34 protein-coding genes are annotated in these 23273 nt (G+C 66.9%); 8 read left to right on the top strand and 26 right to left on the bottom strand.

The window, feature by feature from the left end; genetic code table 11:
• The first annotated feature begins 228 nt into the window (after nt 1-228).
• Nucleotides 229-609 (top strand): hypothetical protein, encoded by a 381-nt coding sequence (locus tag ND450_RS35840; RefSeq protein ID WP_253322649.1) that lies wholly within the window; start codon nt 229-231, stop codon nt 607-609.
• A gap of 68 nt (nt 610-677) precedes the next feature.
• Here ND450_RS35840 and rplO read toward each other — a convergent pair whose 3' ends face one another.
• The 25 genes from rplO to rpsL form a co-directional block, all read right to left on the bottom strand.
• Nucleotides 678-1121 carry a 50S ribosomal protein L15 gene (gene rplO / locus ND450_RS35835; protein ID WP_166044653.1) on the bottom strand — a complete coding sequence of 148 codons (444 nt, stop codon included), beginning with the start codon at nt 1119-1121 and terminating at the stop codon, nt 678-680.
• On the bottom strand, nt 1118-1303 hold the full coding sequence (gene rpmD, locus ND450_RS35830) for a 50S ribosomal protein L30 (RefSeq protein ID WP_089915761.1): 186 nt from the start codon (nt 1301-1303) through the stop codon (nt 1118-1120). The genes rplO and rpmD overlap by 4 nt, the downstream gene beginning before the upstream one ends.
• Nucleotides 1304-1305: 2 nt before the next feature.
• Nucleotides 1306-1914 carry a 30S ribosomal protein S5 gene (rpsE, locus tag ND450_RS35825; RefSeq protein ID WP_030473451.1) on the bottom strand — a complete coding sequence of 203 codons (609 nt, stop codon included), beginning with the start codon at nt 1912-1914 and terminating at the stop codon, nt 1306-1308.
• A gap of 34 nt (nt 1915-1948) precedes the next feature.
• Nucleotides 1949-2350 carry a 50S ribosomal protein L18 gene (rplR, locus tag ND450_RS35820; protein ID WP_089915272.1) on the bottom strand — a complete coding sequence of 134 codons (402 nt, stop codon included), beginning with the start codon at nt 2348-2350 and terminating at the stop codon, nt 1949-1951.
• 1 nt (nt 2351) lies between these two features.
• Nucleotides 2352-2891, bottom strand: coding sequence for a 50S ribosomal protein L6 (rplF, locus tag ND450_RS35815; RefSeq protein ID WP_089915275.1), 540 nt, complete (start codon nt 2889-2891; stop codon nt 2352-2354).
• Between the two features lie 12 nt (nt 2892-2903).
• A complete protein-coding gene (gene rpsH, locus ND450_RS35810) occupies nt 2904-3302 on the bottom strand; it encodes a 30S ribosomal protein S8 (protein WP_030473454.1) in 399 nt (132 codons plus the stop codon).
• Between the two features lie 119 nt (nt 3303-3421).
• Complete coding sequence (locus ND450_RS35805; RefSeq protein ID WP_030473455.1) at nt 3422-3607, bottom strand: type Z 30S ribosomal protein S14; 186 nt, start codon at nt 3605-3607, stop codon at nt 3422-3424.
• Nucleotides 3608-3611: 4 nt separating this feature from the next.
• On the bottom strand, nt 3612-4175 hold the full coding sequence (gene rplE, locus ND450_RS35800; RefSeq protein WP_089915278.1) for a 50S ribosomal protein L5: 564 nt from the start codon (nt 4173-4175) through the stop codon (nt 3612-3614).
• Between the two features lie 2 nt (nt 4176-4177).
• Nucleotides 4178-4492 (bottom strand): 50S ribosomal protein L24, encoded by a 315-nt coding sequence (gene rplX / locus ND450_RS35795; RefSeq protein ID WP_045309812.1) that lies wholly within the window; start codon nt 4490-4492, stop codon nt 4178-4180.
• A 2-nt stretch (nt 4493-4494) separates the two neighbouring features.
• Nucleotides 4495-4863 carry a 50S ribosomal protein L14 gene (gene rplN / locus ND450_RS35790; RefSeq protein WP_089915281.1) on the bottom strand — a complete coding sequence of 123 codons (369 nt, stop codon included), beginning with the start codon at nt 4861-4863 and terminating at the stop codon, nt 4495-4497.
• Nucleotides 4864-4937: 74 nt separating this feature from the next.
• The gene (rpsQ, locus tag ND450_RS35785) at nt 4938-5219 is read right to left on the bottom strand and encodes a 30S ribosomal protein S17 (protein ID WP_089915284.1); all 282 of its coding nucleotides are present in this window, start codon (nt 5217-5219) and stop codon (nt 4938-4940) included.
• Complete coding sequence (rpmC, locus tag ND450_RS35780) at nt 5216-5458, bottom strand: 50S ribosomal protein L29 (RefSeq protein ID WP_089915286.1); 243 nt, start codon at nt 5456-5458, stop codon at nt 5216-5218. The genes rpsQ and rpmC overlap by 4 nt, the downstream gene beginning before the upstream one ends.
• Nucleotides 5458-5877, bottom strand: a complete 420-nt coding sequence (gene rplP / locus ND450_RS35775) for a 50S ribosomal protein L16 (RefSeq protein ID WP_089915289.1) — start codon at nt 5875-5877, stop codon at nt 5458-5460. Before rplP ends, rpmC begins: the two co-directional genes overlap by 1 nt.
• 3 nt (nt 5878-5880) lie before the next feature.
• Complete coding sequence (gene rpsC / locus ND450_RS35770; RefSeq protein WP_089915292.1) at nt 5881-6714, bottom strand: 30S ribosomal protein S3; 834 nt, start codon at nt 6712-6714, stop codon at nt 5881-5883.
• A complete protein-coding gene (rplV, locus tag ND450_RS35765; protein ID WP_089915295.1) occupies nt 6714-7112 on the bottom strand; it encodes a 50S ribosomal protein L22 in 399 nt (132 codons plus the stop codon). The genes rpsC and rplV overlap by 1 nt, the downstream gene beginning before the upstream one ends.
• A 34-nt stretch (nt 7113-7146) precedes the next feature.
• Nucleotides 7147-7428 (bottom strand): 30S ribosomal protein S19, encoded by a 282-nt coding sequence (gene rpsS / locus ND450_RS35760; protein WP_030478300.1) that lies wholly within the window; start codon nt 7426-7428, stop codon nt 7147-7149.
• An 18-nt stretch (nt 7429-7446) separates the two neighbouring features.
• Entirely contained in the window at nt 7447-8280 is an 834-nt protein-coding gene (gene rplB / locus ND450_RS35755) for a 50S ribosomal protein L2 (protein WP_089915298.1), read from the bottom strand.
• Nucleotides 8281-8299: 19 nt separating this feature from the next.
• Nucleotides 8300-8599 (bottom strand): 50S ribosomal protein L23, encoded by a 300-nt coding sequence (gene rplW, locus ND450_RS35750; RefSeq protein ID WP_065915972.1) that lies wholly within the window; start codon nt 8597-8599, stop codon nt 8300-8302.
• The gene (rplD, locus tag ND450_RS35745; protein WP_253322648.1) at nt 8596-9300 is read right to left on the bottom strand and encodes a 50S ribosomal protein L4; all 705 of its coding nucleotides are present in this window, start codon (nt 9298-9300) and stop codon (nt 8596-8598) included. Before rplD ends, rplW begins: the two co-directional genes overlap by 4 nt.
• The gene (rplC, locus tag ND450_RS35740; RefSeq protein WP_253322647.1) at nt 9300-9950 is read right to left on the bottom strand and encodes a 50S ribosomal protein L3; all 651 of its coding nucleotides are present in this window, start codon (nt 9948-9950) and stop codon (nt 9300-9302) included. Before rplC ends, rplD begins: the two co-directional genes overlap by 1 nt.
• A 27-nt stretch (nt 9951-9977) precedes the next feature.
• Nucleotides 9978-10283 (bottom strand): 30S ribosomal protein S10, encoded by a 306-nt coding sequence (gene rpsJ / locus ND450_RS35735; protein ID WP_003938093.1) that lies wholly within the window; start codon nt 10281-10283, stop codon nt 9978-9980.
• A gap of 577 nt (nt 10284-10860) precedes the next feature.
• Nucleotides 10861-12054: an elongation factor Tu gene (gene tuf / locus ND450_RS35730; protein WP_086669027.1), complete on the bottom strand. Its 1194-nt coding sequence runs from the start codon at nt 12052-12054 to the stop codon at nt 10861-10863.
• A gap of 146 nt (nt 12055-12200) precedes the next feature.
• Nucleotides 12201-14303 carry an elongation factor G gene (fusA, locus tag ND450_RS35725; RefSeq protein ID WP_253322646.1) on the bottom strand — a complete coding sequence of 701 codons (2103 nt, stop codon included), beginning with the start codon at nt 14301-14303 and terminating at the stop codon, nt 12201-12203.
• Nucleotides 14304-14381: 78 nt separating this feature from the next.
• Nucleotides 14382-14852, bottom strand: a complete 471-nt coding sequence (gene rpsG, locus ND450_RS35720; protein WP_030473470.1) for a 30S ribosomal protein S7 — start codon at nt 14850-14852, stop codon at nt 14382-14384.
• A 1-nt stretch (nt 14853) separates the two neighbouring features.
• The gene (rpsL, locus tag ND450_RS35715) at nt 14854-15228 is read right to left on the bottom strand and encodes a 30S ribosomal protein S12 (protein ID WP_030473471.1); all 375 of its coding nucleotides are present in this window, start codon (nt 15226-15228) and stop codon (nt 14854-14856) included.
• 306 nt (nt 15229-15534) lie between these two features.
• Between rpsL and ND450_RS35710 the strand changes: the two genes are divergently transcribed.
• From ND450_RS35710 to ND450_RS35680, 7 genes are all read left to right on the top strand, one after another.
• Nucleotides 15535-16044, top strand: coding sequence for a hypothetical protein (locus ND450_RS35710; protein ID WP_253322645.1), 510 nt, complete (start codon nt 15535-15537; stop codon nt 16042-16044).
• Entirely contained in the window at nt 16041-16490 is a 450-nt protein-coding gene (locus ND450_RS35705) for a hypothetical protein (protein ID WP_253322644.1), read from the top strand. The genes ND450_RS35710 and ND450_RS35705 overlap by 4 nt, the downstream gene beginning before the upstream one ends.
• A gap of 51 nt (nt 16491-16541) precedes the next feature.
• Nucleotides 16542-17366, top strand: coding sequence for a phosphotransferase family protein (locus ND450_RS35700; protein ID WP_253322643.1), 825 nt, complete (start codon nt 16542-16544; stop codon nt 17364-17366).
• Nucleotides 17367-17406: 40 nt separating this feature from the next.
• A complete protein-coding gene (locus ND450_RS35695; protein ID WP_089915336.1) occupies nt 17407-17718 on the top strand; it encodes a zf-TFIIB domain-containing protein in 312 nt (103 codons plus the stop codon).
• 93 nt (nt 17719-17811) lie between these two features.
• Nucleotides 17812-18258 carry a hypothetical protein gene (locus tag ND450_RS35690; RefSeq protein WP_089915338.1) on the top strand — a complete coding sequence of 149 codons (447 nt, stop codon included), beginning with the start codon at nt 17812-17814 and terminating at the stop codon, nt 18256-18258.
• Nucleotides 18255-18692 carry a hypothetical protein gene (locus tag ND450_RS35685; RefSeq protein ID WP_253322642.1) on the top strand — a complete coding sequence of 146 codons (438 nt, stop codon included), beginning with the start codon at nt 18255-18257 and terminating at the stop codon, nt 18690-18692. Before ND450_RS35690 ends, ND450_RS35685 begins: the two co-directional genes overlap by 4 nt.
• A gap of 120 nt (nt 18693-18812) precedes the next feature.
• A complete protein-coding gene (locus tag ND450_RS35680) occupies nt 18813-19094 on the top strand; it encodes a DUF4287 domain-containing protein (protein WP_253322641.1) in 282 nt (93 codons plus the stop codon).
• Between the two features lie 224 nt (nt 19095-19318).
• On the opposite strand, the gene ND450_RS35675 is transcribed toward ND450_RS35680, so the two are convergent.
• Nucleotides 19319-23215, bottom strand: coding sequence for a DNA-directed RNA polymerase subunit beta' (locus tag ND450_RS35675; protein ID WP_089915352.1), 3897 nt, complete (start codon nt 23213-23215; stop codon nt 19319-19321).
• Nucleotides 23216-23273 lie beyond the last annotated feature (58 nt).

The raw sequence follows: 23273 nt of genomic DNA, 5'->3' as shown, positions 1-23273 counted from the left end.
CCGACGGCGAGAGAACCCGCCGTTTAGGCCGGTGAGCCGGGTGCGCAGGCCGGCAGTGCTCCCTCACGCGGGCACTCGTCCCGCCTAGCGCCGCACATTTCCGCATCAGCGCAGGCAATCCTCGTGGGCGCTCGAAAACGCGCCGCACGAGCCGAGTTCCGGTGCGCCCGTTCGATTTCCGTCTTCGCCGACGTTCTTTGGCGACCCCGAAAACAAGGAGAGATCACCATGATTCGTCGTCTCGCTTCCCTCGCCATGGCAACTGGTGCCGCGATGGCAGCCCTGAGCGCACCGGCCGTCGCCAAGACGGTGGACTCCATCCCCGCGTCGATCCTGGCCTGCCACACCGCCGACGCTCCCACCTCGGGCGGGGGCTGGGTGCACGGCAAGGGCTGGGGAGAGTGCCGGCAGAGCGTCGACGTCTTCGTGCAGCGGTTCGGCTGGACCTGGGAGATCTACGCCGAGGCCCACTACAACGGGCCCGGCAGCGCGGTCGCGTCGTACAACTGCACAGGTACCGGCCACTACAGCTACCGCACGCTCGTCCAGTGGTACGACGGCACCGGTCCGAAGAACGCGATCTCGGACGAGCGCCGCTTCTTCTGCTGACCCGACCGACGCGAAGGGCCCCGAGGCGGATGCCTCGGGGCCCTTCGGTGAGTTCTGGTGTCAGAACATCAGGACGCGACGGTGGACGAGCCACCCGCAGCGGCCAGCTTCTCCACAGCGGACTTGGAGAACTTGTCGGCGGTGACGTCCAGCTTGACGCTGACGTCGCCATCGCCCAGCACCTTGACGAGCTTGCCCTTGCGGACGAGGCCCGCCAGCACCAGCGCGGGAACGTCCACCGTGCCGCCCTCCGGGAAGGAGGCAGCGATGGCGGAGACGTTCACGACCTGGTACTCGGTGCGGAACGGGTTCTTGAAGCCCTTGAGCTTCGGGAGCCGCATGTGCAGCGGCATCTGGCCACCCTCGAAGCGCGGCGAGACGTTCTTGCGAGCGCCCGTGCCCTTCGTGCCGCGGCCGGCGGTCTTGCCCTTGGAGCCCTCACCGCGACCGACGCGGGTCTTGGCGGTCTTGGCTCCGGGGGCGGGACGCAGGTCGTGGATCTTGATGGTCACGACTGGACCTCCTCAACAACCACCAGGTGGCGCACGGCCTTGATGAGGCCGAGGACCTGGGGGGTGTCCTCACGCACGACCGACTTGCGGATCTTGCCGAGCCCGAGGGTCCGGATCGACTCGCGGTGGTTGTGCTTGGTACCGATGGTGCTGCGAACCTGCGTGATCTTGAGCTGAGCCATGATCACACCCCCTGGCCCGCGCGAGCGCGGATCATGCCGGCGGGGGCGACGTCCTCGAGGGGCAGGCCACGACGGGCCGCGACCTCTTCGGGACGCTGCAGGCCCTTGAGGGCCGCCACGGTCGCGTGCACGATGTTGATCGCGTTGTCGGAGCCGAGCGACTTCGACAGCACGTCGTGCACGCCGGCGCACTCGAGGACGGCGCGGACAGCGCCACCCGCGATGACACCGGTACCGGCCGAGGCCGGACGCAGCAGGACCACACCAGCGGCCTTCTCACCCTGGACCGGGTGGGGAATCGTGCCGGCGATGCGGGGAACGCGGAAGAAGTTCTTCTTCGCTTCCTCGACACCCTTGGCGATGGCCGCGGGAACTTCCTTGGCCTTGCCGTAGCCGACGCCGACCATGCCGTCGCCGTCGCCCACCACCACGAGGGCGGTGAAGCTAAAGCGACGACCACCCTTGACCACCTTGGAGACGCGGTTGATCGCAACCACGCGCTCGAGGTGGGGGGTCTTCTCCTGGGCCGCGCCGCCGCGGCCGCCGTCACGACGGTCGCGGCGCTCTCCGCGCTCGCCCCCGCCGCCTTCGCGACGCGTACGTCCTGGCATCAGGCGTCCCTCTCAATTCCGGTGATGATCATTGTCAGAACTCCAGCCCCGCCTCGCGAGCGGCGTCAGCCAGAGCGGCGATGCGGCCGTGGTACGCGTTGCCACCGCGGTCGAACACGACCGCCGTGACGCCGGCGTCCTTGGCACGGGCCGCGGCCAGCTGGCCGACCTTGGCCGCACGGGCCTTCTTGTCGCCCTCGAGGGCACGGACGTCGGCCTCCATGGAGGAAGCGGACGCGATCGTGTGGCCCTTGAGGTCGTCGATGATCTGCACGGTGATGTGCTTCGACGAACGGTGCACGGCCAGGCGCGGACGCTCGGCGGTGCCGTTGACCTTCTTGCGGAGGCGGAAGTGGCGACGGGTCTTGGCAACACGACGCCTGGTGGAGATGTCCTTGCCCACCGGCTTGCGCTTCGTAACAGTCGACTCGCTCATGTCACTTACCCGTCTTTCCGACCTTGCGACGGATCTTCTCGCCCGAGTAGCGGACGCCCTTGCCCTTGTACGGGTCGGGCTTGCGCAGCTTGCGGATGTTGGCGGCGACCTCACCGACCAGCTGCTTGTCGATACCCGAGACGGAGAAACGGGTCGGGGTCTCGACCGCGAAGGTGATGCCCGCGGGGGCCTCGACCTTGACGGGGTGCGAGTAACCGAGCGCGAACTCGAGCTCAGAGCCCTTGAGCGCGACGCGGTAACCGACGCCGTGGATTTCCATCTTCTTTTCGTAACCCTGGGTCACACCGACGACCATGTTGTGCACGAGCGTGCGCGACAGGCCGTGGAGCGCGCGGTTGCGGCGCTCGTCGTTCGGGCGCTTGACCTCGAGCGTGCCGTCCTCAGCCTTCTCCAGGCTGATCGGCTCAGCGATCGTCAGCGTCAGGGTGCCCTTCGGGCCCTTGATGCTCACGTCCTGGCCGGCGATGTTCACGTCGACCCCGGAGGGGACAAGAATCGGCTGCTTACCGATGCGCGACATGTCTACTCCCCCTTACCAAACGTAGGCGAGGACTTCTCCGCCCACGCCTGCCTTGTTGGCCTGGCGGTCGGTCATGAGACCACCAGAGGTCGAAATGATCGCCACACCGAGGCCACCGAGGACTCGGGGCAGACCGGTGGACTTCGCGTACACGCGCAGGCCGGGCTTCGACACGCGGCGGAGACCCGCGATGCTGCGCTCCCGGTTCGGGCCGTACTTCAGCTCGACGACGAGGTTCTTCGCGACCTCGCCCTCCTCGTCGCGGTACGAGGCGATGTAGCCCTCGCGCTTGAGGATCTCGGCGATGTTGGCCTTCAGCTTCGAGTGCGGCATCACGACCTTGTCGTGGTAAGCCGAGTTCGCGTTGCGCAGACGAGTGAGCATGTCTGCGATCGGGTCGGTCATCGTCATGGTGACCTGGTCAACCTTTCTCGCTGCGGTTCACCGCTCAGGGTCCAGACCCGCCCTCCCCCGGAGGGGAGGACAGGACGGTCGTGTGCGGGCCTACAGCGAAGTAATGGAGCTTTGAATTACCAGCTGGACTTGCTCACGCCAGGCAGCTCACCGCGGTGAGCCATCTCGCGCAGGCAGATCCGGCAGAGGCCGAACTTGCGGAACACCGCGTGGGGGCGGCCGCAACGCTGGCACCGGGTGTAACCCCGGACCTTGAACTTCGGCTTCTTCGCGGCCTTGTTGATCAACGCCTTCTTGGCCATCGACTCAGTTCTCCTTGAACGGGAAGCCCAGGTGCTTCAGCAGCGCCCGGCCCTCCTCGTCGTTCGTGGCGGTGGTGACGACGGTGATGTCCATGCCGCGAGGCCGGTCGATAGCGTCCGGGTCGATCTCGTGGAACATCGACTGCTCGTTCAGACCGAACGTGTAGTTGCCGTTGCCGTCGAACTGCTTGCCCGACAGGCCGCGGAAGTCGCGGATGCGGGGCAGCGCGATCGTCAGCAGGCGGTCGAGGAACTCCCACATGCGGTCGCCGCGCAGCGTGACGCGCGCGCCGATCGGCATGCCCTCGCGCAGCTTGAACTGCGCGATGGACTTGCGGGCCCGACGAACCTCGGGACGCTGGCCGGTGATGATCGAGAGGTCGCGCACGGCGCCCTCGATCAGCTTGCCGTCACGGGCGGCGTCGCCGACACCCATGTTGACGACGACCTTCACGACGCCCGGGATCTGCATCACGTTGGCGAAGGAGAACTGCTTCTGCAGCTCGCCCTTGACCTCGTCGCGGTAGCGCGTCTTGAGCCGCGGGATGATCTTCTCTGCGGTAGTCATGATCAGATGTCCTTCCCGTTACGACGGGAAATGCGGACCCGCTTGCCCTCGTCGTTCGTCCGGTAACCAACACGGGTCGGCTTGCCGTCCGAGTCGACCACCATCACGTTGGAGACGTTGATCGGGGCTTCCTGGGTCACGATGCCACCAGACTGCGCGCCCCGCTGGGTCTGCGTGATCTTGGTGTGCTTCTTGATCCGGTTGACGCCCTCGACCAGGACCTTGCCGGTCTCCGGGTAGGCCTGGATGACCTTGCCCTTCGCGCCCTTGTCCTTGCCGGCGATGACGACGACCGTGTCGCCCTTCTTCACCTTCATGGTCAGAGCACCTCCGGAGCCAGCGAGATGATCTTCATGAACCTCTTGTCGCGCAGCTCGCGCCCGACCGGGCCGAAGATGCGCGTACCGCGGGGCTCGTTGTCGTTCTTGATGAGCACGGCGGCGTTCTCGTCGAAGCGGATGTACGAGCCATCCGCGCGGCGGCGCTCCTTGACGGTGCGAACGATGACGGCCTTGACGACGTCACCCTTCTTCACGCCGGCGCCCGGGATCGCGTCCTTGACGGTCGCGACGATGATGTCGCCGATGCCCGCGTAGCGGCGGCCCGAACCACCGAGAACACGGATGCAAAGGATCTCCTTCGCACCGGTGTTGTCGGCGACACGAAGCCGCGACTCCTGCTGAATCACTTACTTGCTCCTTGACCATTCCTGGCCCGCCGGATTTCCGACCCGACGGGCTCGGTCTGTCTAGAAAGGAAGAACTACTTGGCCTTCTCGAGGACCTCGACGAGCCGCCAGCGCTTGGTCGCCGACAGGGGCCGGGTCTCCATGAGCAGGACGCGGTCGCCGATGCCCGCCGTGTTCTCCTCGTCGTGCGCCTTCACCTTGGTGGTGGAGCGCATGACCTTGGAGTAACGCGGGTGCTTCTTGCGGTCTTCCAGCGCAACCACGATCGTCTTGTCCATCTTGTCGGACACGACGAGGCCCTCGCGGACCTTGCGGTCGTTGCGCTTCTCGGTCTGGACTTCGTTGCTTTCGGTCATGCCGCACCCTCACCAGTGGAATCCGGCGAAACGGAGAGCCCGAGCTCCCGCTCCCGCATCACGGTGTAGATCCGGGCGATGTCGTGCCGGACCGTGCGCAGCCGCCGGTTGTTGTCGAGCTGGCCCGTGGCCATCTGGAAGCGAAGGTTGAAGAGCTCTTCCTTCGATTCCTTCAGACGCAGCACGAGCTCTTCCTCGGTGAGCTCACGCAGCTCGGAAGCGGTGGTACCCGCTGCCATCAGAACTCACCACCCTCACGCGTAACGATGCGGCACTTCATCGGGAGCTTGTGGATCGCGCGGCGGAGCGCCTCGCGAGCGACCTGCTCGTTCGGGAAGGCCATCTCGAAGAGGACGCGACCCGGCTTGACGTTGGCCACCCACCACTCCGGCGAACCCTTACCGGAACCCATGCGGGTCTCGGCCGGCTTCTTCGTCAGCGGACGGTCCGGGAAGATGTTGATCCAGACCTTGCCGCCACGACGGATGTGGCGCGTGATGGCGATACGAGCGGACTCGATCTGCCTGTTGGTGACGTACGCCGGCTCCAGAGCCTGGATGCCGAACTCACCGAAGGTGACCTTCGTGCCGCCCTTGGCAGCGCCCGACCGCTTCGGGTGGTGCTGCTTGCGGTGCTTGACCCTACGAGGGATGAGCATGACTCAGCTCTCCGTCTTCTCTGCAGAAGCCGGGGCCTCGGCTGACGCGGAAGCGTCAGCTGCGGCACGGCCGGCCTCGGTGCTCGTCGCGGTGGTGCCGCTGGCACCCGAGCGACGGGCCCGGTTCGGACGCTCGCCACGGTCGCGGCGCGGAGCGCGGTCGGCCTGCGAAGGCGCAGCCGCGTCGAGCGCGCGCTTGGCGGAGATGCCACCGACGATGTCGCCCTTGTAGATCCACACCTTCACGCCGATGCGGCCGAACGTGGTGCGGGCCTCGAAGAAGCCGTAGTCGATGTTCGCGCGGAGCGTGTGCAGCGGCACGCGGCCGTCGCGGTAGTGCTCCGAGCGGGACATCTCGGCGCCGCCGAGGCGACCGCCGCACTGCACGCGGATGCCCTTGACCTGCGGCGAACGCATGGCCGACTGGATGGCCTTGCGCATCGCGCGCCGGAAGGCGACGCGGTTGGACAGCTGCTCGGCGACACCCTGTGCCACGAGCTGCGCGTCCGACTCGGGGCTCTTGACCTCGAGGATGTTCAGCTGGACCTGCTTCTTGGTGAGCTTCTCGAGCTCACCGCGGATGCGGTCCGCCTCGGCACCACGACGACCGATGACGATGCCCGGCCGGGCGGTGTGGATGTCGACGCGCACCCGGTCACGGGTCCGCTCGATCTCCACCTTGGAGATGCCGGCACGCTCCATGCCCTTGCTGAGCAGGCGGCGGATCTTGACGTCCTCCGCCACGTACTCGGCGTACTGCTTGTCTGCGTACCAGCGGGACTTCCAGTCGGTGGTGATCCCCAGCCGGAAGCCGTGCGGGTTGATCTTCTGGCCCACTACCGCGTTCCCTTCGCGCTGGTCTTCTTGGGACGAGACTCCACCTCGATGGTGATGTGGCTCGTCCGCTTGCGGATCCGGTACGCGCGGCCCTGGGCACGCGGGCGGAAACGCTTGAGGGTCGGACCCTCGTCCACGTAGGCCACCGACACCCAGAGGGTGGAGGGGTCCAGGGACAGGTTGTTCTCGGCGTTGGCCATGGCGCTGGCGAGCACCTTCGCGACCGGCTCAGAGGCGGCCTGGGGCGCGAACTGGAGCACGGCCAGGGCCTCGCTGGCGTTACGACCCTTGATGAGCTCGATGACGCGACGCACCTTCATGGGGGTGTCGCGAACGTAACGAGCCCGAGCCACGGCGCGCGGAAACTCCGCTGCCTCAGCGTCCTTACGGGCGTTCATCGCTGCTTTTCCCTTGCTCTTCTCAGTTCGGCGCCTAGCGGCGACGAGACTTCCGGTCGTCCTTGATGTGGCCCTTGAAGGTGCGGGTCGGGGCGAACTCGCCCAGCTTGTGCCCGACCATGGCCTCGGTCACGAACACCGGGACGTGCTTGCGACCGTCGTGCACCGCGATGGTGTGGCCGAGCATGTCCGGGATGATCGTGGACCGGCGGGACCACGTCTTGATGACGGTCTTCTTGCCCGCTTCGTTCTGAACGTCCACCTTCTTGAGCAGGTGGTCGTCGACGAAGGGACCCTTCTTAAGGCTGCGAGGCATCCTTCACTCCCTCCCTGCTCAGCGCTTCTTACCGGTGCGACGACGCCGGACGATGAGCTTGTCGCTTGGCTTGCGGCGGCGGGTACGACCCTCGGGCTTACCAGCCGGGTTGACCGGGTGGCGACCACCGGAGGTCTTACCTTCACCACCACCGTGCGGGTGGTCGACCGGGTTCATGGCGACACCGCGGACGGTGGGCTTCTTGCCCTTCCACCGCATGCGGCCGGCCTTGCCCCAGTTGATGTTCTGGTGCTCGGCGTTGCCGACGGCGCCCAGCGTGGCGCGGCAGCGCACGTCCACGTTGCGGATTTCGCCCGAGGGCATCCGCAGCTGGGCGTACGGGCCGTCCTTCGCCACGAGCTGGACCGAGGCACCGGCCGAGCGGGCGATCTTCGCGCCGCCGCCGGGGCGGAGCTCGATCGCGTGGATCACGGAACCGACCGGGATGTTGCGCAGCGGCAGGTTGTTGCCCGGCTTGATGTCGGCCTTGGGGCCGTTCTCAACCGTGTCACCCTGCTTGAGCTTGTCCGGGGCGATGATGTAGCGCTTCTCGCCGTCCGCGTAGTGCAGCAGCGCGATGCGAGCGGTGCGGTTGGGGTCGTACTCGATGTGAGCGACCTTGGCCGGCACGCCGTCCTTGTCGTTGCGACGGAAGTCGATCAGGCGGTAAGCCCGCTTGTGACCGCCACCCTTGTGCCGCGTGGTGATCTTGCCCGAGGCGTTGCGGCCACCCAGCTTGTGCAGCGGGCGGATCAGCGACTTCTCCGGAGTCGACCGAGTGATCTCGGCGAAGTCGGAGACGCTCGCACCGCGACGACCGGGAGTCGTCGGCTTGTACTTGCGAATGCCCATCTCTACGCAGTCCTCGTCATCAGGCGGCAGGGCCGCCGAAGATCTCGATCGCCTTGCTGTCAGCCGACAGCGTCACGATCGCGCGCTTCGTGTCCTTGCGCTTGCCGAACCCGGTGCGGGTGCGCTTGCGCTTGCCCTGCCGGTTGATGGTGTTGACGCTGACGACCTTCACGCCGAAGACCTTCTCCACGGCGATCTTGATCTGGGTCTTGTTCGAACCCGGCGCCACCAGGAAGGTGTACTTGTTCTCCTCGAGCAGCCCGTAGGACTTCTCGGAGATCACCGGTGCGAGCAAAATGTCCCTGTGGTCGGGGATCACTTGGAACCCTCCCCATCTTCATCAGAGTCGGCAGTCACGACAGTCGCCGTGGCCTCGGCCGAGCCCGAGCCCGACTGGGCCTTGCTGGCGAGGAACACGTCGAGCGAGTCCTTGGTGAACACCACGTCGTCGTTGACGAGCACGTCGTAGGTGTTGAGCTGGTCGGGCGCGATCACGTGCACGTGCTGCAGGTTGCGCACGCTGACCCACGAGACCTCGTCGGTGCGGTTGAGCACCACGAGAACGCGACGGGCCTGGGTGACCGACTCCAGGACCTTGCGCGCGGTCTTGGTCGACGGGGTGTCCCCGTCCACCAGGCCGGACACGACGTGGACCTGGTTCGCGCGGGCCCGGTCGGAGAGGGCGCCACGCAGAGCGGCGGCCTTCATCTTCTTGGGCGTCCGCTGCGAGTAGTCACGCGGCTGCGGGCCGTGGACGACGCCACCGCCGGCGAACTGCGGCGCACGCGTCGAACCCTGGCGGGCGCGACCGGTGCCCTTCTGGCGGTACGGCTTCTTGCCACCACCGGACACCTCGCCGCGGGTCTTCGTGGCGTGCGTGCCCTGGCGCGCGGCGGCCTGCTGGGCCACGACGACCTGGTGCAGCAGCGCGACGTTCGCCTGCGCGTCGAAAACAGCCGACGGGAGCTCGACCGTGCCGGCGGACTTGCCGTCCGGGGTGCGGATCTCAACAGTCGACATCAGGCACCACCCTTCGCGGCAGTCCGGACGAACACCAGACCACCCTTGGGGCCGGGAACAGCGCCCTTGATGAGCAGCAGGCCGTTCTCGGCATCGATCTTGTGCACCTTCAGGTTCTGGGTCGTGACGCGCACGTGGCCCATGCGGCCGGCCATGCGCAGACCCTTGAAGACGCGACCAGGCGTGGCGCAGCCACCGATGGAACCCGGCGAGCGGTGCTTGCGCTGGGTGCCGTGGCTGGAGCCGAGGCCCTTGAAGTTGTGGCGCTTCATGACACCTGCGGTGCCCTTGCCCTTGCTGGTGCCGGTGATGTCGACAACAGCGCCGGCCTCGAACACCTCAGCGGTGATCTCCTGGCCGACCTCGTAGTCGCTGGCGTCGACCGTGCGCAGCTCCACCAGGTGGCGACGGGGCGTGACCCCGGCCTTGGCGAAGTGGCCCGCGACGGGCTTGTTGACCTTGCGCGGGTCAATCGCGCCGGCCGCCAGCTGGACGGCGGTGTAGCCGTCCTTCTCCTCGGTGCGAACCTGGGTCACGACATTGGGCTCAGCCTTGACGACGGTCACCGGGACGACCCGGTTGTTCTCGTCGAAGACCTGAGTCATGCCGAGCTTGGTGCCCAGGATGCCCTTCATCTGCCTGTCAGACATTGGTCCGTTACTCTCCGCGCCCAACGCTTACTGGATGTTGACGTCGACACTGGCCGGCAGGTCGATGCGCATGAGCGCGTCCACCGTCTTCGGCGTCGGGTCGAGGATGTCGATCAGCCGCTTGTGCGTGCGCATCTCGAAGTGCTCGCGCGAGTCCTTGTACTTGTGCGGCGAGCGGATGACGCAGTACACGTTCTTCTCAGTGGGCAGCGGCACCGGCCCGACGACCCGAGCGCCGGTGCGCGTCACGGTCTCCACGATCTTGCGCGCAGACGCGTCGATCGCTTCGTGGTCGTAGGCCTTGAGCCGGATGCGGATCTTTTGTCCCGCCATGATGGCTTGCCGTTCCTCTGCTTCTCGTTACCGCTGCGGTGCGGTGCCTCGGATGAGGCCTGTTACAGCCTCTTGGCGCGCTCCGCCCCTGTTGAAGTGTCATGGTGCCCGGTCCACGCGGTCGGGCGTGTCGCGCCCGGTGCGCATACCGGTCCCACTCAAGGTCTCCCCGGTGGGATTGGGCCTACCACAGCCCTTGCACCCTGATGCCCATCTCCGCAAGGAGGCGTTCACTAACAGGGCGCGGACGCTCGATCGAAACTTCCGGGCACGCACGAGGCGAACCCGGCCCTTCATCGAGCAACCCGTAAAGGATGCCACACGGGCGGGAGGCGATCCAAATCGGGGTGGGTGACTTGGAGCCAGATCACGTCCGGATCTTGGCCGGTGAGCCGCCGCCTCCGTCGCGTGTGGAGGGTCGGGCCGACCGGTTCCGTTGTCCGGCAACAGGATCCCCGGAACGTCTCCGCGGCCGTGCGCCCAGGGGTGAGCTGACGCACATTTCGCCGTTCAACGACGAAGGCCGGGCCAACGAAGATCGTTGGCCCGGCCTGTCGCCGAACTGGGTCGAGCTAGGTCACTTGATGATCTTGGTGACCGAGCCGGCGCCGACGGTGCGGCCACCCTCGCGGATCGCGAAGCGGAGGCCCTCGTCCATGGCGATCGGCTGGATGAGCTTGACGTCCATACCGGTGGTGTCACCCGGCATGACCATCTCGGTGCCCTCGGGGAGGGTCACAACGCCGGTCACGTCCGTCGTCCGGAAGTAGAACTGCGGACGGTAGTTGTTGAAGAACGGCGTGTGGCGGCCACCCTCGTCCTTCGACAGGATGTAGACCTGCGCGGTGAACTCGGTGTGCGGGGTCGTGGTGCCCGGCTTGACGATGACCATGCCGCGCTCCACCTCCTCGCGCTTGATGCCGCGGAGCAGCAGCGCGGCGTTGTCGCCGGCGCGGCCCTCGTCGAGGAACTTCTTGAACATCTCGATCGAGGTGACCGTCGTCTTCTTCGACGTCTCCTTGATACCGACGATCTCGATCTCGGAGTTCACGTTGATGATGCCGCGCTCGATGCGACCGGTCACCACGGTGCCGCGACCGGTGATCGTGAAGACGTCCTCGACGGGCATGAGGAACGGCTTCTCGGTGTCGCGCTCCGGCTCCGGGATCGCCGTGTCAACGGCGGCCATGAGCTCGAGAACGGACTTGCCCCACTGCTCGTCGCCCTCGAGCGCCTTCAGCGCCGAGACGCGCACGACCGGCAGGTCGTCGCCCGGGAACTCGTACTCGGAGAGCAGCTCGCGGACCTCGAGCTCGACGAGCTCCAGGATCTCCTCGTCGTCCACCATGTCGGCCTTGTTCAGGGCGACAACGATGTAGGGGACGCCGACCTGGCGGGCCAGGAGGACGTGCTCCTTCGTCTGCGGCATGGGACCGTCGGTCGCCGCCACAACGAGGATGGCGCCGTCCATCTGCGCCGCGCCGGTGATCATGTTCTTGATGTAGTCGGCGTGCCCGGGGCAGTCGACGTGCGCGTAGTGACGGTTCTCCGTCTGGTACTCGATGTGCGCGATCGAGATCGTGATGCCGCGCTGCTTCTCTTCCGGCGCCTTGTCGATCTGGTCGAACGCGAACGAGGCGTTGACATCGGGGTACGCGTCGTGCAGAACCTTGGAGATCGCCGCGGTCAGCGTGGTCTTGCCATGGTCGATGTGACCGATGGTGCCGATGTTGACGTGCGGCTTCGTCCGCTCGAACTTCGCCTTGGCCACTGGATTGTCCTCCTGGACTTCTTTTTTGCTGGTCCGGCGGGCATCTGTGGCCACCCGCCGGACTACACGTCAGGGTCGAAAAGTGCGGACCCCAGGGATCACCCCCGGAGAGCCCGCGATGGAACTGCGGTGCTCCGGTTGGGGAATTACTCCCCGGTCGCCTTCGCGATGATCTCCTTCGAGACGTTCGCGGGAACCTCTGCGTAGGAGTCGAACACCATCGAGTAGTTGGCACGACCCTGGGTCTTGGACCGCAGGTCACCCACGTACCCGAACATTTCCGACAGCGGAACCAGTGCCTTGACGACACGGACGCCGCTGCGCTCCTCCATGGCCTGGATCTGGCCACGGCGGGAGTTCAGGTCGCCGATCACGTCACCCATGTACTCCTCGGGCGTCGTGACCTCGACGGCCATCAGAGGCTCGAGGATCGCGGGAGACGCCTGACGGGCGGCTTCCTTGAGGGCCATCGAACCAGCGATCTTGAACGCCATTTCCGAGGAGTCGACCTCGTGGTAGGCGCCGTCGAGCAGCGTCACCTTCACGCCGACCAGCGGGTAGCCCGCCAGCACGCCGTACTGCAGCGCGTCCTGCGCACCCGCGTCGACCGACGGGATGTACTCGCGGGGGATGCGACCACCGGTGACGGCGTTGACGAACTCGTAGAGCGCGCCGTCTTCCTTCTTCTCCAGCGGCTCGACGGTGACGAGCACCTTCGCGAACTGGCCGGAGCCACCGGTCTGCTTCTTGTGGGTGTAGGAGTACTTCTCCACCGCCTTGCGGATGGTCTCCCGGTACGCCACCTGAGGCTTGCCGATGTTGGCCTCGACCTTGAACTCGCGGCGCATGCGGTCCACCAGGATGTCCAGGTGGAGCTCGCCCATGCCGGCGATGATGGTCTGGCCGGTCTCCTGGTCGAGGTTGACCCGGAACGTCGGGTCCTCCTCGGCCAGCTTCTGGATCGCGGTGCCGAGCTTCTCCTGGTCCGCCTTCGTCTTGGGCTCGATGGCCACCTGGATGACGGGCTCGGGGAAGGTCATCGACTCGAGCACGATCGGGTGCGCCGGGTCGGCAAGGGTCTCACCGGTCGTGGTGTCCTTCAGACCGATCACGGCGTAGATGTGGCCCGCGATGGCCTCGGTGACCGGGTTCTCCTTGTTGGCGTGCATCTGGAAGATCTTCCCGATGCGCTCCTTCCGGTCCTTGGTCGCGTTGACGACCTGGGTGCCGGAGGCGACCTTGCCCGAGTAGACCCGGATGTAGGTCAGCTTGCCGAAGAACGGGTGCACGGCGATCTTGAACGCCAGCGCCGAGAAGGGCTCCTCGGAGGAGGCCTTGCGCGACACGACGGTCTCGCCGTCCTGCAGCGTGCCCTCGACCGGCGGGAGGTCGAGCGGCGACGGCAGGAAGTCGATCACCGCGTCGAGCATGGGCTGGACGCCCTTGTTCTTGAACGCGGAGCCGCAGAGGATCGGGTAGGCGGTGCCCTCGGCGACGATCTTGCGGAGGCCCGCCTTGATCTCGGCGACGGACAGGTCACCCTGCTCGAAGTACTTCTCGGTCAGCGCGTCGTCGGTCTCGGCGACGGCCTCGAGGAGCTGCTCGCGGTACTCCTGCGCGCGCTCGACGAGATCCGCGGGGATCTCCTCGATGGCGTAGTCCTCGCCCTTCTGGACCTCGCCGCGCCACGTGAGCGCACGCATCTCGATCAGGTCGACGACGCCGATGAAGTCGCTCTCGGCACCGATCGGGATCTGGATCGGCAGCGGCTTGGCGGCCAGCCGGTCCTGGATCGTCTTGATCGTGAAGTAGAAGTCCGCGCCGAGCTTGTCCATCTTGTTGACGAAGCAGATGCGCGGGACGTCGTACTTGGTCGCCTGCCGCCAGACCTGCTCGGACTGCGGCTCGACGCCCTCCTTGCCGTCGAAGACGGCAACGGCGCCGTCGAGGACGCGCAGGTTGCGCTCGACCTCGACGGTGAAGTCGACGTGGCCGGGCGTGTCGATCAGGTTGATCTGGTGGTCTTTCCAGTAGCAGGTCGTCGCGGCCGACGTGATCGTGATGCCGCGCTCCTGCTCCTGCTCCATCCAGTCCATCACGGCCGCGCCGTCGTGAACCTCGCCGATCTTGTAGCTGATCCCGGTGTAGAAGAGGATCCGCTCGGTCGTCGTGGTCTTGCCCGCGTCGATGTGCGCCATGATCCCGATGTTGCGGACCTTGGCGAGATCAGTGAGCACGTCCTGTGCCACGGGTCTTTCCCCTGTCTTGAGCTTGTGAGCTCACTAGGGCTGGGAGCGCCCGGCCTGTCGTCCAGGCCGGGCGTCACATCACCAGCGGTAGTGGGCGAAGGCCTTGTTGGACTCGGCCATCTTGTGCGTGTCCTCACGGCGCTTGACGCTCGCACCGAGACCGTTGCTCGCATCGAGCAGCTCGTTCATCAGACGCTCGACCATCGTCTTCTCACGGCGCTGCCGGGAGAAGGTGATCAGCCAGCGCAGCGCCAGCGTGGTGGAGCGGCCGGGCTTGACCTCGACCGGGACCTGGTAGGTCGCGCCACCGACGCGGCGGCTCTTGACCTCGAGGGCCGGCTTGACGTTGTCGAGCGCGCGCTTCAGCGTGACGACCGGGTCGGTGCCGGTCTTCTCGCGAGCACCCTCGAGCGCTTCGTAGACGATCTTCTCGGCCACCGAGCGCTTGCCGTCGACCAGCACCTTGTTGATGAGCTGGGTCACCAGCGGCGAGCTGTAGACCGGGTCGGAGATCAGCGGCCGCCTGGGGGCCGGTCCCTTGCGGGGCATCTCAGCTCTTCTCCTTCTTCGCGCCATAACGGCTGCGAGCCTGCTTGCGGTTCTTGACACCCTGGGTGTCGAGAGAGCCACGGATGATCTTGTAACGAACACCCGGGAGGTCCTTCACACGACCACCGCGCACGAGCACCATCGAGTGCTCCTGGAGGTTGTGACCCTCACCGGGGATGTACGCCGTGACCTCGATACCGCTGGTCAGCTTCACGCGAGCGACCTTGCGCAGTGCGGAGTTCGGCTTCTTGGGGGTGGTGGTGTAAACGCGGGTGCACACACCGCGCCGCTGCGGCGAGCCCTTGAGGGCCGCCGTCTTCTGCTTCGCCACCTTGTCCTGGCGGCCCTTGCGGACCAGCTGCTGGATCGTTGGCATTCGCCGGCTGCTTCTTCCGTCTTGCGGGATCCCCTTGCGGTTCACCCTCGTGTTTCTTGTTCCCTCTCTGCACCCGAGGTCGGGCGTGTCGCCCGCTCCCAAGGTCCGCAGGCAACAGTTCAACTGCCCCTGCGAGTGGAGGACACCGCTGCCTCACGGGCACGCGGAGCGGCCCGACATGGGTCGGGCACGAGTAGCAAAGATACCCGCCCACGTCTACCCGGGTCAAAACGGGGGTACCGCGTTCGTGCGTGCGCTAGACATGTCGCGCTTCGTCAAGATCTTCCGGGGACGGCTTTGTCGCGCGTGCAGAAGTTCGAAAGCCGGTACTACGGCGTCATCGCAACCGCGTGCGCCCTCGTCATCATCGTACCGATCGTCTACTTCGTGGCGCGCGATCTCGCCCCGAACCCGCTGGTGGGCGAGTGCGTGAAGCAGGTTCGGCACGACGCGGCGGACCTCACGTTCGAAGAGGTCGCGTGCAGCGCCGCCGGGCGGAGCTCGCGGTCGACGGGCCGGGAGTTCGAGGTCGGAGCGATCGAGAAGACCTGCCCGCCCGGTGACTACACGGCGGTTCCCAGGGACGACGAGATGACCTGCTATCTGCCGACTCTGCACGTGGGTGTGTGCTTCAAGTCGCAGCAGTTCCGCAACACGGACAAGGCCGTCCTCGTCCGCGGCGACTGCGACCACCCCGGCGCGGTCAGGGTCGAGGAGAACCTCCTGGACGTGTCCGACAAGTCGAAGTGCAAGAACCCGGAGATCTCACTTTCGTTCTCCCAACCGGCCCGGACCGTCTGTATGAAGAAGCCGTGAGAACCACCACTCTGGTCGCCGCGGTCCTCCTGGCGCTGTCCGGGTGCGCCGGCTGCTCGCAGCAGGCCGGTGTCGGCGAGTGCGCCAAGCAGGTCGACGTGAACAGCACCGAGGTCGAGATGACCGAAGTGGACTGTTCTTCTTCTGAGGCCGTGTACCGGGTTTCGTCCCGTGAGCGGCGCACGATGTGCCCCGAGGGCGACTACCTGACGGAGTCGTCCGGCCGCACGCGGACGAGCGGCAAGACGCGGCTCTGCTACGTCCTCAACGTCCGGGAGGGCGACTGCCTCAAGGCGGTCAACCAGTACTTCGAACGGGTGGCGTGCGAGGCTGACGCGCGCAAGGTCACCAAGGTCGTCGACGGCAAGGCGGATCGCGCGCTGTGCGACGGTGACGACGCGAAAACGTATGTGCAGCCGGTGAAGACGATCTGCATCGCCAACTGATCCGATCCACTCCTGCACGGGTCGCCGCGACGCGCCTGATTCACTGTGCGCGTGGACGACCTGATCGCGGCGATGGCCTCGTTGACCGGCTCCTCCGCCGCCCCCGAGGTGCTCGGCGGTGACCGCGGCGACGTCGTGGTCGTGCGCGTCGGCGACGTGGTGGCCAAGGCGTTGCCGGCGGACACCGACGTGGCGGCGTTGACGCAGCGGCTGGAGATCGCGGCGGCCCATCCCGAGTTGTTCGTGCCGCCGCTGAAGTCCGTGCAGTTCGTGGACGACCGGCCGGTGACGGTGTGGCCGTACGGCACGCCGGTGAGCCAGGCCGACCCCGACGCGGCGCCGTGGGAGGAGAGCGCGGCGCTGCTGGCCCGGTTGCACGCTTTGCCCGTGCAGGGGCCTGTGGCCGGTGCACCGGAACGGATTGTGCGGGCCATTCGGGCGTTGCCGCCGGAGTTGCCGCATGCCGATGTCGTGTTGCGGGCGTACGAGGTCTTGCCGCCGTTGGACATGAACGGGCGTGCGTTGATCCACGGCGATTGGCACCTTGGGCAACTGGTTCACCTGGGGTCGTGGCGACTCATCGACGTGGACGACCTGGGGGTCGGTAACCCGGTCTGGGACCTGGCCCGACCTGCGGCTTTGTTCGCCGCGGGAATCCTGCCCGGTGATCTTTGGGCGCGGTTCCTGAACGCCTACCGTGAAACGGGCGGTGTGGCCCTGACGACATCGGAATGGGATGTCCTCAACATTCCGGCTCAGGCGTACGTTGTGCAGATGGCAGCGCGGGCACTAGTGACCGGTCTGCAAGCTGTGGAACCGCTGGTCGAGGCTTGTCGTCGGATCGTCACGACGCACGAGAACGGAGACCGCGGCTAATATCGTTTTTGTCCGGTCCCACCGCAGGAGGCTCACCACGATGCAGTGTCCCAAGTGTCATGCGAACATGCGCACGTTCGACCGCATGGGCGTTCACATCGAGCAGTGCGACGGCTGCCGCGGGGTCTTCCTCGACTACGGCGAGCTCGAGTCGATCACGCGCCTCGAGGCCCAGATGCACACGCCGCCGCCCGCGGCTCCTGCCCCGCCGCCCGTCGCCTACCCGCAGCCGGCCCAGCCCGCGTGGGGTGCCGCGCCGCAGCAGATCCACCACCACCACGGCGGTCACGCCGGCTACGGCTACGGCCACCGCAAGCACCACGGTCTGGCCGGCCTCTTCTTCTCCTCCTGATCCTGCGCGCGACGGCCCCGGATCCCTGCTCCGGGGCCGTTGACGACTACCGAAAAAAAGGTGGATAATCGGTAGTCAACGGGAGGAGTAGCCATGTCCGTCGCGACCGAGGCCGCCCAGATCCGCGACCTCTTCGACACGATCGAGGAACTCGAAGCCGTCGCGTCGTCCCTGTCCGAGGACGACGAACGCCGCGCGCGCCTCGACGGCGTGGTGGCGAAGACCCTCCGCCAGGCCCCACCCGTACGCCCCGTGGTGGCAGGCGAACTCCTCGACCTCACCGAGAAGACCGTGAAGGCCTGGGCCCGCGAGGGCGTGCTGGCCATCCACAGCCAGGAACCGCGCATGCTGCTCGACACCGTGCGCCTGCACGAGGTCCTCCACCTCGTCTCCGACCTCCGCCGCGCCGGCAAGACCCGCGGCCTCATCGACGAAGTCCACCGCCGCCTGAGCGACCAGTCACTGCTGGACCGCCAGGACCTCGCCACCTCCCTGGACGAGATGCGCAGCGGCAGGGGACGCGTGGTCCGCCCGGCTTGATCGAGGTAATCGAGACCCACACCGCACACGCCCAGGCCGACGGCCTGCGCGGCCGCGCCCGCGTGGCCTACGAACGGTTCCTGGACGAACTCGCCCACTCCGGCTGCGCCGCCCTCGGCTACCGCGTCACCGGCCCAGAGCCGCTGCCACGCCTGTGCGTGAAGCACCTCCGCGGCGCCGACCGCGTCGTGGTCGCCTTCCCCTCCCCCGACGTCGTGTGGGTGCTCCTGGTGGGCCCGCACGACGACGACCCGGGCCTGGACCTCTACGAAGCGCTCTACGAGATGGCCGGCGTACGGCCGCGGATGTCGGAGAAGCGCACCAAGCCCCGCTGCTGCACCGACGAGTCGGGCGTGCCGCCGCTGGTCGACGAGCACCTGGTGGACGACCTGGTCATCCGCGCCCGATCCCTGGCCCGCGCCCGCCGCCGCTAGCTGCAGTGGCAGAGCCAACGGACTCAAAACCCGTCCAGCGTGCGTGCTCCACCGACAAATTTTCTTGTCAAGACAGCCGTAGTTGTCCTACGCTCGTCCCAACGACGAACGGAGACCGCGATGTCCTTCCAGGCCTACCTCGACGGCGCCGAGAAGAAGACCGGCAAGACCCCGGCCGAACTGCTGGCCGCCGCCACCGAACGCGGGTACGACGGCACGACGAAGGCCGGTGTGTTCCTGGAGTGGCTGAAGACCGACTACGACCTGGGCCGCGGCCACGGCATGGCGCTGTACCACGTGCTCAAGAACGGCGCGGAGATCAGCGCCAAGCACGTCGGCACCGGCGGCAGCCACCGCGACGAGTCCACGACGCTGCGCCTGGACGGCATCGCCCACCGCTAGAGCCCCGCGCGGGTCGAGTCGGCCGCGGGCGGCGTGCCGGCGCTGCACGGTCGTGGTGAACGTGCCACCGCGAGGATCGAACGCCCTGTCCCACAACGCTTCCGCGAGCTCCGGACAACGCCCGCGTTCGGACGTGATCGCCATGACCGCGCAGGCTCGCCTACCGGGGAAACGGGAACGGCCCCCGGAGCGGGAGGCTCCGGGGGCCGTTCCAAGACAACCGACTAGCGGTAGTCGCGACCGAAGTCGTAGTCGTCCAGCGGCACCGCGGCACCAGTGCCCGTGCCGAAGACGTCGGGGGTGTAGTACCCGTCGTCGTACGAGGGGATCGCGTACGCAGCGGCACGCGCTTCCTCGGTCGGCTGGACCTGGATGTTGCGGTAGCGGTTGATGCCCGTACCGGCCGGGATCAACTTACCGATGATGACGTTCTCCTTCAGACCGATGAGCTTGTCCGAACGCCCGTTGATGGCGGCGTCGGTCAGCACACGCGTGGTCTCCTGGAACGACGCGGCGGAGAGCCACGAGTCCGTCGCCAGCGAGGCCTTCGTGATACCCATCAGCACCGGACGTCCGGCCGCCGGCTCGCCACCCTCGGCGACGACGGCGCGGTTGCCCGACTCGAAGTCCGCGCGCTCGACCAGCGAGCCCGGGAGGAACTCCGTCGCACCCGAGTCGATGATCGTGACCCGGCGGAGCATCTGCCGGACGATGACCTCGATGTGCTTGTCGTGGATGGCCACACCCTGGGCGCGGTACACCTTCTGCACTTCCTGCACCAGGTGCAGCTGGGCCTCGCGCGGGCCCATGACGCGCAGGACCTCGTGCGGGTCCGGAGTACCTTCCAGCAGCTGCTGGCCGACGGCCACGTGGTCGCCGTCCTGCAGCGGGCCGGTCGCCGTGTTGGCGAGACGCTGACGCTTCGACAGCTTCTCGAACACGATCTCCTCGGAACCGTCGTCCGGGATCAGCGTGATCTTCCAGAAGCGGTCGCCGTCCTCGATGCGGACGCGGCCGTCGACGTCGGCGATCGGCGCCTTGCCCTTCGGGACGCGGGCCTCGAAGAGCTCCTGGACACGGGGCAGACCGGTCGTGATGTCGTCACCGGCCACACCACCCTGGTGGAACGTGCGCATCGTCAGCTGCGTGCCGGGCTCACCGATCGACTGGGCGGCGACGATGCCGACGGCCTCGCCGACGTCGACCAGCTGGCCGGTGGCCATCGAGCGGCCGTAGCAGGACGCGCACACACCGACCGCGGACTCGCAGGTCAGCACCGAGCGGACCTTCACCCGGATGATGCCCGCGTCGACCAGCGACTGCAGCGCCGGGTCGCCGAGGTCGTCACCGCGGTTCAGGACCAGGTTGCCCTGGGCGTCGGTGATGTCGTCCGCGACCGTGCGGGCGTAGACCGACGTCTGCGCGAACTCGTGCAGGCCGACCTTGTCGCCCAGCTGCTCGCCGACGGTCATCTGGACACCACGGGTGGTGCCGCAGTCGACCTCGCGGATGATGACGTCCTGCGAGACGTCCACCAGACGACGGGTCAGGTAACCCGAGTCGGCGGTGCGGAGCGCCGTGTCGGCCAGACCCTTGCGGGCACCGTGCGTCGCGATGAAGTACTCGAGCACCGACAAGCCCTCGCGGAACGAGTTCTTGATCGGGCGCGGGATGTACTCACCCTTCGGGTTGGTCACCAGACCACGCATACCCGCGAGCGAACGGACCTGCGTCATGTTGCCGGCGGCGCCGGACTGCACGATGACGCGGATCGAGTTGTCCTCGGGGAAGTTGTCTTCCATGATCTCGTGGACCTGCTCGGTGGCCTTCGTCCACACCTTGACCAGCTCGGAGTTGCGCTCCTCGTGGGAGAGCTGACCGCGCTGGTAGCGCTTCTCGACGGCGTCCGCGAGGCGCTCGTGCTCCTCGAGGATGTCCTGCTTCGCCGCCGGGACGAGGACGTCCGAGATCGCGACCGTGACACCGGAGCGGGTGGCCCAGTGGAAACCGGCGTCCTTCAGCTTGTCCAGCGTCCGGGCGACGGTGACCATCGGGTACCGCTCGGCGAGGTCGTTGATGATCACGGCCTGCCGCTTCTTGGGCATGACCTCGTTGATGAAGGCGTAGTCCTGCGGCAGGATCTCGTTGAACAGCACGCGACCCAGCGTGGTCTCCGCGAGCCACGGCTGACCGGGCTCCCAGCCCTCGGGCTCCTGGCCCTTCGGCGGGTTCTTGTCGGAGACGCGGATCTTCACCATCGCCTGCAGGCCCAGGACCTTGCGGTCGAACGCCATCAGGGCCTCGGCGGGCGACGAGTAGAAGTGGCCCTCGCCGATGTCGCCGGCCTTGTGGCGGGTCAGGTGGTACAGACCCGTCACCATGTCCAGACGCGGCATGGCCAGCGGCTTGCCGGACGCCGGGGACAGGATGTTGTTCGACGACAGCATCAGGACGCGGGCCTCGGCCTGCGCCTCGGCGGACAGCGGCAGGTGGACTGCCATCTGGTCACCGTCGAAGTCGGCGTTGAACGCTTCACAGACCAGCGGGTGCAGCTGGATGGCCTTGCCCTCGACCAGCTGCGGCTCGAAGGCCTGGATGCCGAGGCGGTGCAGCGTAGGTGCGCGGTTGAGCAGCACCGGGTGCTCGGTGATGACCTCTTCCAGCACGTCCCACACGGCCGGGCGCGCACGCTCGACCATCCGCTTGGCGGACTTGATGTTCTGCGCGTGGTTGAGGTCCACGAGCCGCTTCATGACGAACGGCTTGAAGAGCTCCAGCGCCATCTGCTTGGGCAGACCGCACTGGTGCAGCTTGAGCTGCGGGCCGACCACGATGACCGAACGGCCGGAGTAGTCGACGCGCTTGCCGAGCAGGTTCTGGCGGAACCGGCCCTGCTTGCCCTTCAGCAGGTCGGACAGCGACTTGAGCGGGCGGTTGCCGGGACCGGTGACCGGCCGGCCGCGGCGGCCGTTGTCGAACAGCGCGTCGACGGCCTCCTGCAGCATCCGCTTCTCGTTGTTGACGATGATCTCGGGCGCGCCGAGGTCGATCAGTCGCTTGAGGCGGTTGTTGCGGTTGATCACGCGGCGGTACAGGTCGTTCAGGTCGGACGTCGCGAAACGGCCACCGTCGAGCTGCACCATCGGGCGCAGGTCCGGCGGGATGACCGGGACGCAGTCCAGCACCATGCCCTGCGGGTTGTTGCGGGTCGCCTGGAAGGCGGCAACGACCTTGAGGCGCTTGAGCGCACGCAGCTTCTTCTGGCCCTTGCCGCTGCGGATCGTCTCGCGCAGGACCTCGGCCTCGGCGTCCACGTCGTAGTCACCCAGGAGCTTCTGGATGGCCTCGGCGCCCATGGCACCGGTGAAGTAGTCGCCGTAGCGGTCGTACAGCTCGCGGTAGAGCAGCTCGTCCGCGATCAGCTGGGCGCGCTCGAGCTTGGTGAAGGTGGACCAGATCTCGTCGAGGCGGTCCAGCTCGCGCTGGGCGCGGTCGCGGAGCTGGCGCATCTCACGTTCGCCACCCTCCTTGACCTTGCGGCGCACGTCGGACTTGGCACCCTCGGCCTCGAGCTCGGCCAGGTCGGCCTCGAGCTTCTGGGCGCGGGCCTCCACGTCGGCGTCGCGGCGGTTCTCGACGCGCTTGCGCTCGACCTGCATCTCGCTCTCGAGCGTCGGCAGGTCGTTGTGGCGCAGCTCGGCGTTCACGCCCACGATGACGTAGGCGGCGAAGTAGATGATCTTCTCGAGGTCCTTGGGGGCCAGGTCGAGCAGGTAGCCCAACCGGCTGGGGACGCCCTTGAAGTACCAGATGTGCGTGACCGGAGCGGCGAGCTCGATGTGGCCCATGCGCTCACGACGCACCTTCGCACGGGTCACCTCGACGCCGCAGCGCTCACAGATGATGCCCTTGAAGCGCACGCGCTTGTACTTGCCGCAGTAGCACTCCCAGTCCCGGGTGGGACCGAAGATCTTCTCGCAGAACAAGCCGTCCTTCTCGGGCTTGAGCGTGCGGTAGTTGATGGTCTCGGGCTTCTTGACCTCGCCAAAAGACCACTGGCGGATGTCGTCCGCGGTCGCGAGACCGATGCGGAGCTCATCGAAGAAGTTGACGTCGAGCACGTCTACTCTCTTCCCCTTTTTAGATCGGTGGCAAAAGGAGCTGGTCGGGAAGGCTGGG

It is taken from the genome of Lentzea sp. HUAS12, from assembly GCF_024125735.1.
Lineage (GTDB): Bacteria > Actinomycetota > Actinomycetes > Mycobacteriales > Pseudonocardiaceae > Lentzea > Lentzea albida.
The sequence above is the reverse complement of the archived record's forward strand: the minus strand, read 5'-3'. Positions and strand labels throughout refer to the sequence as shown.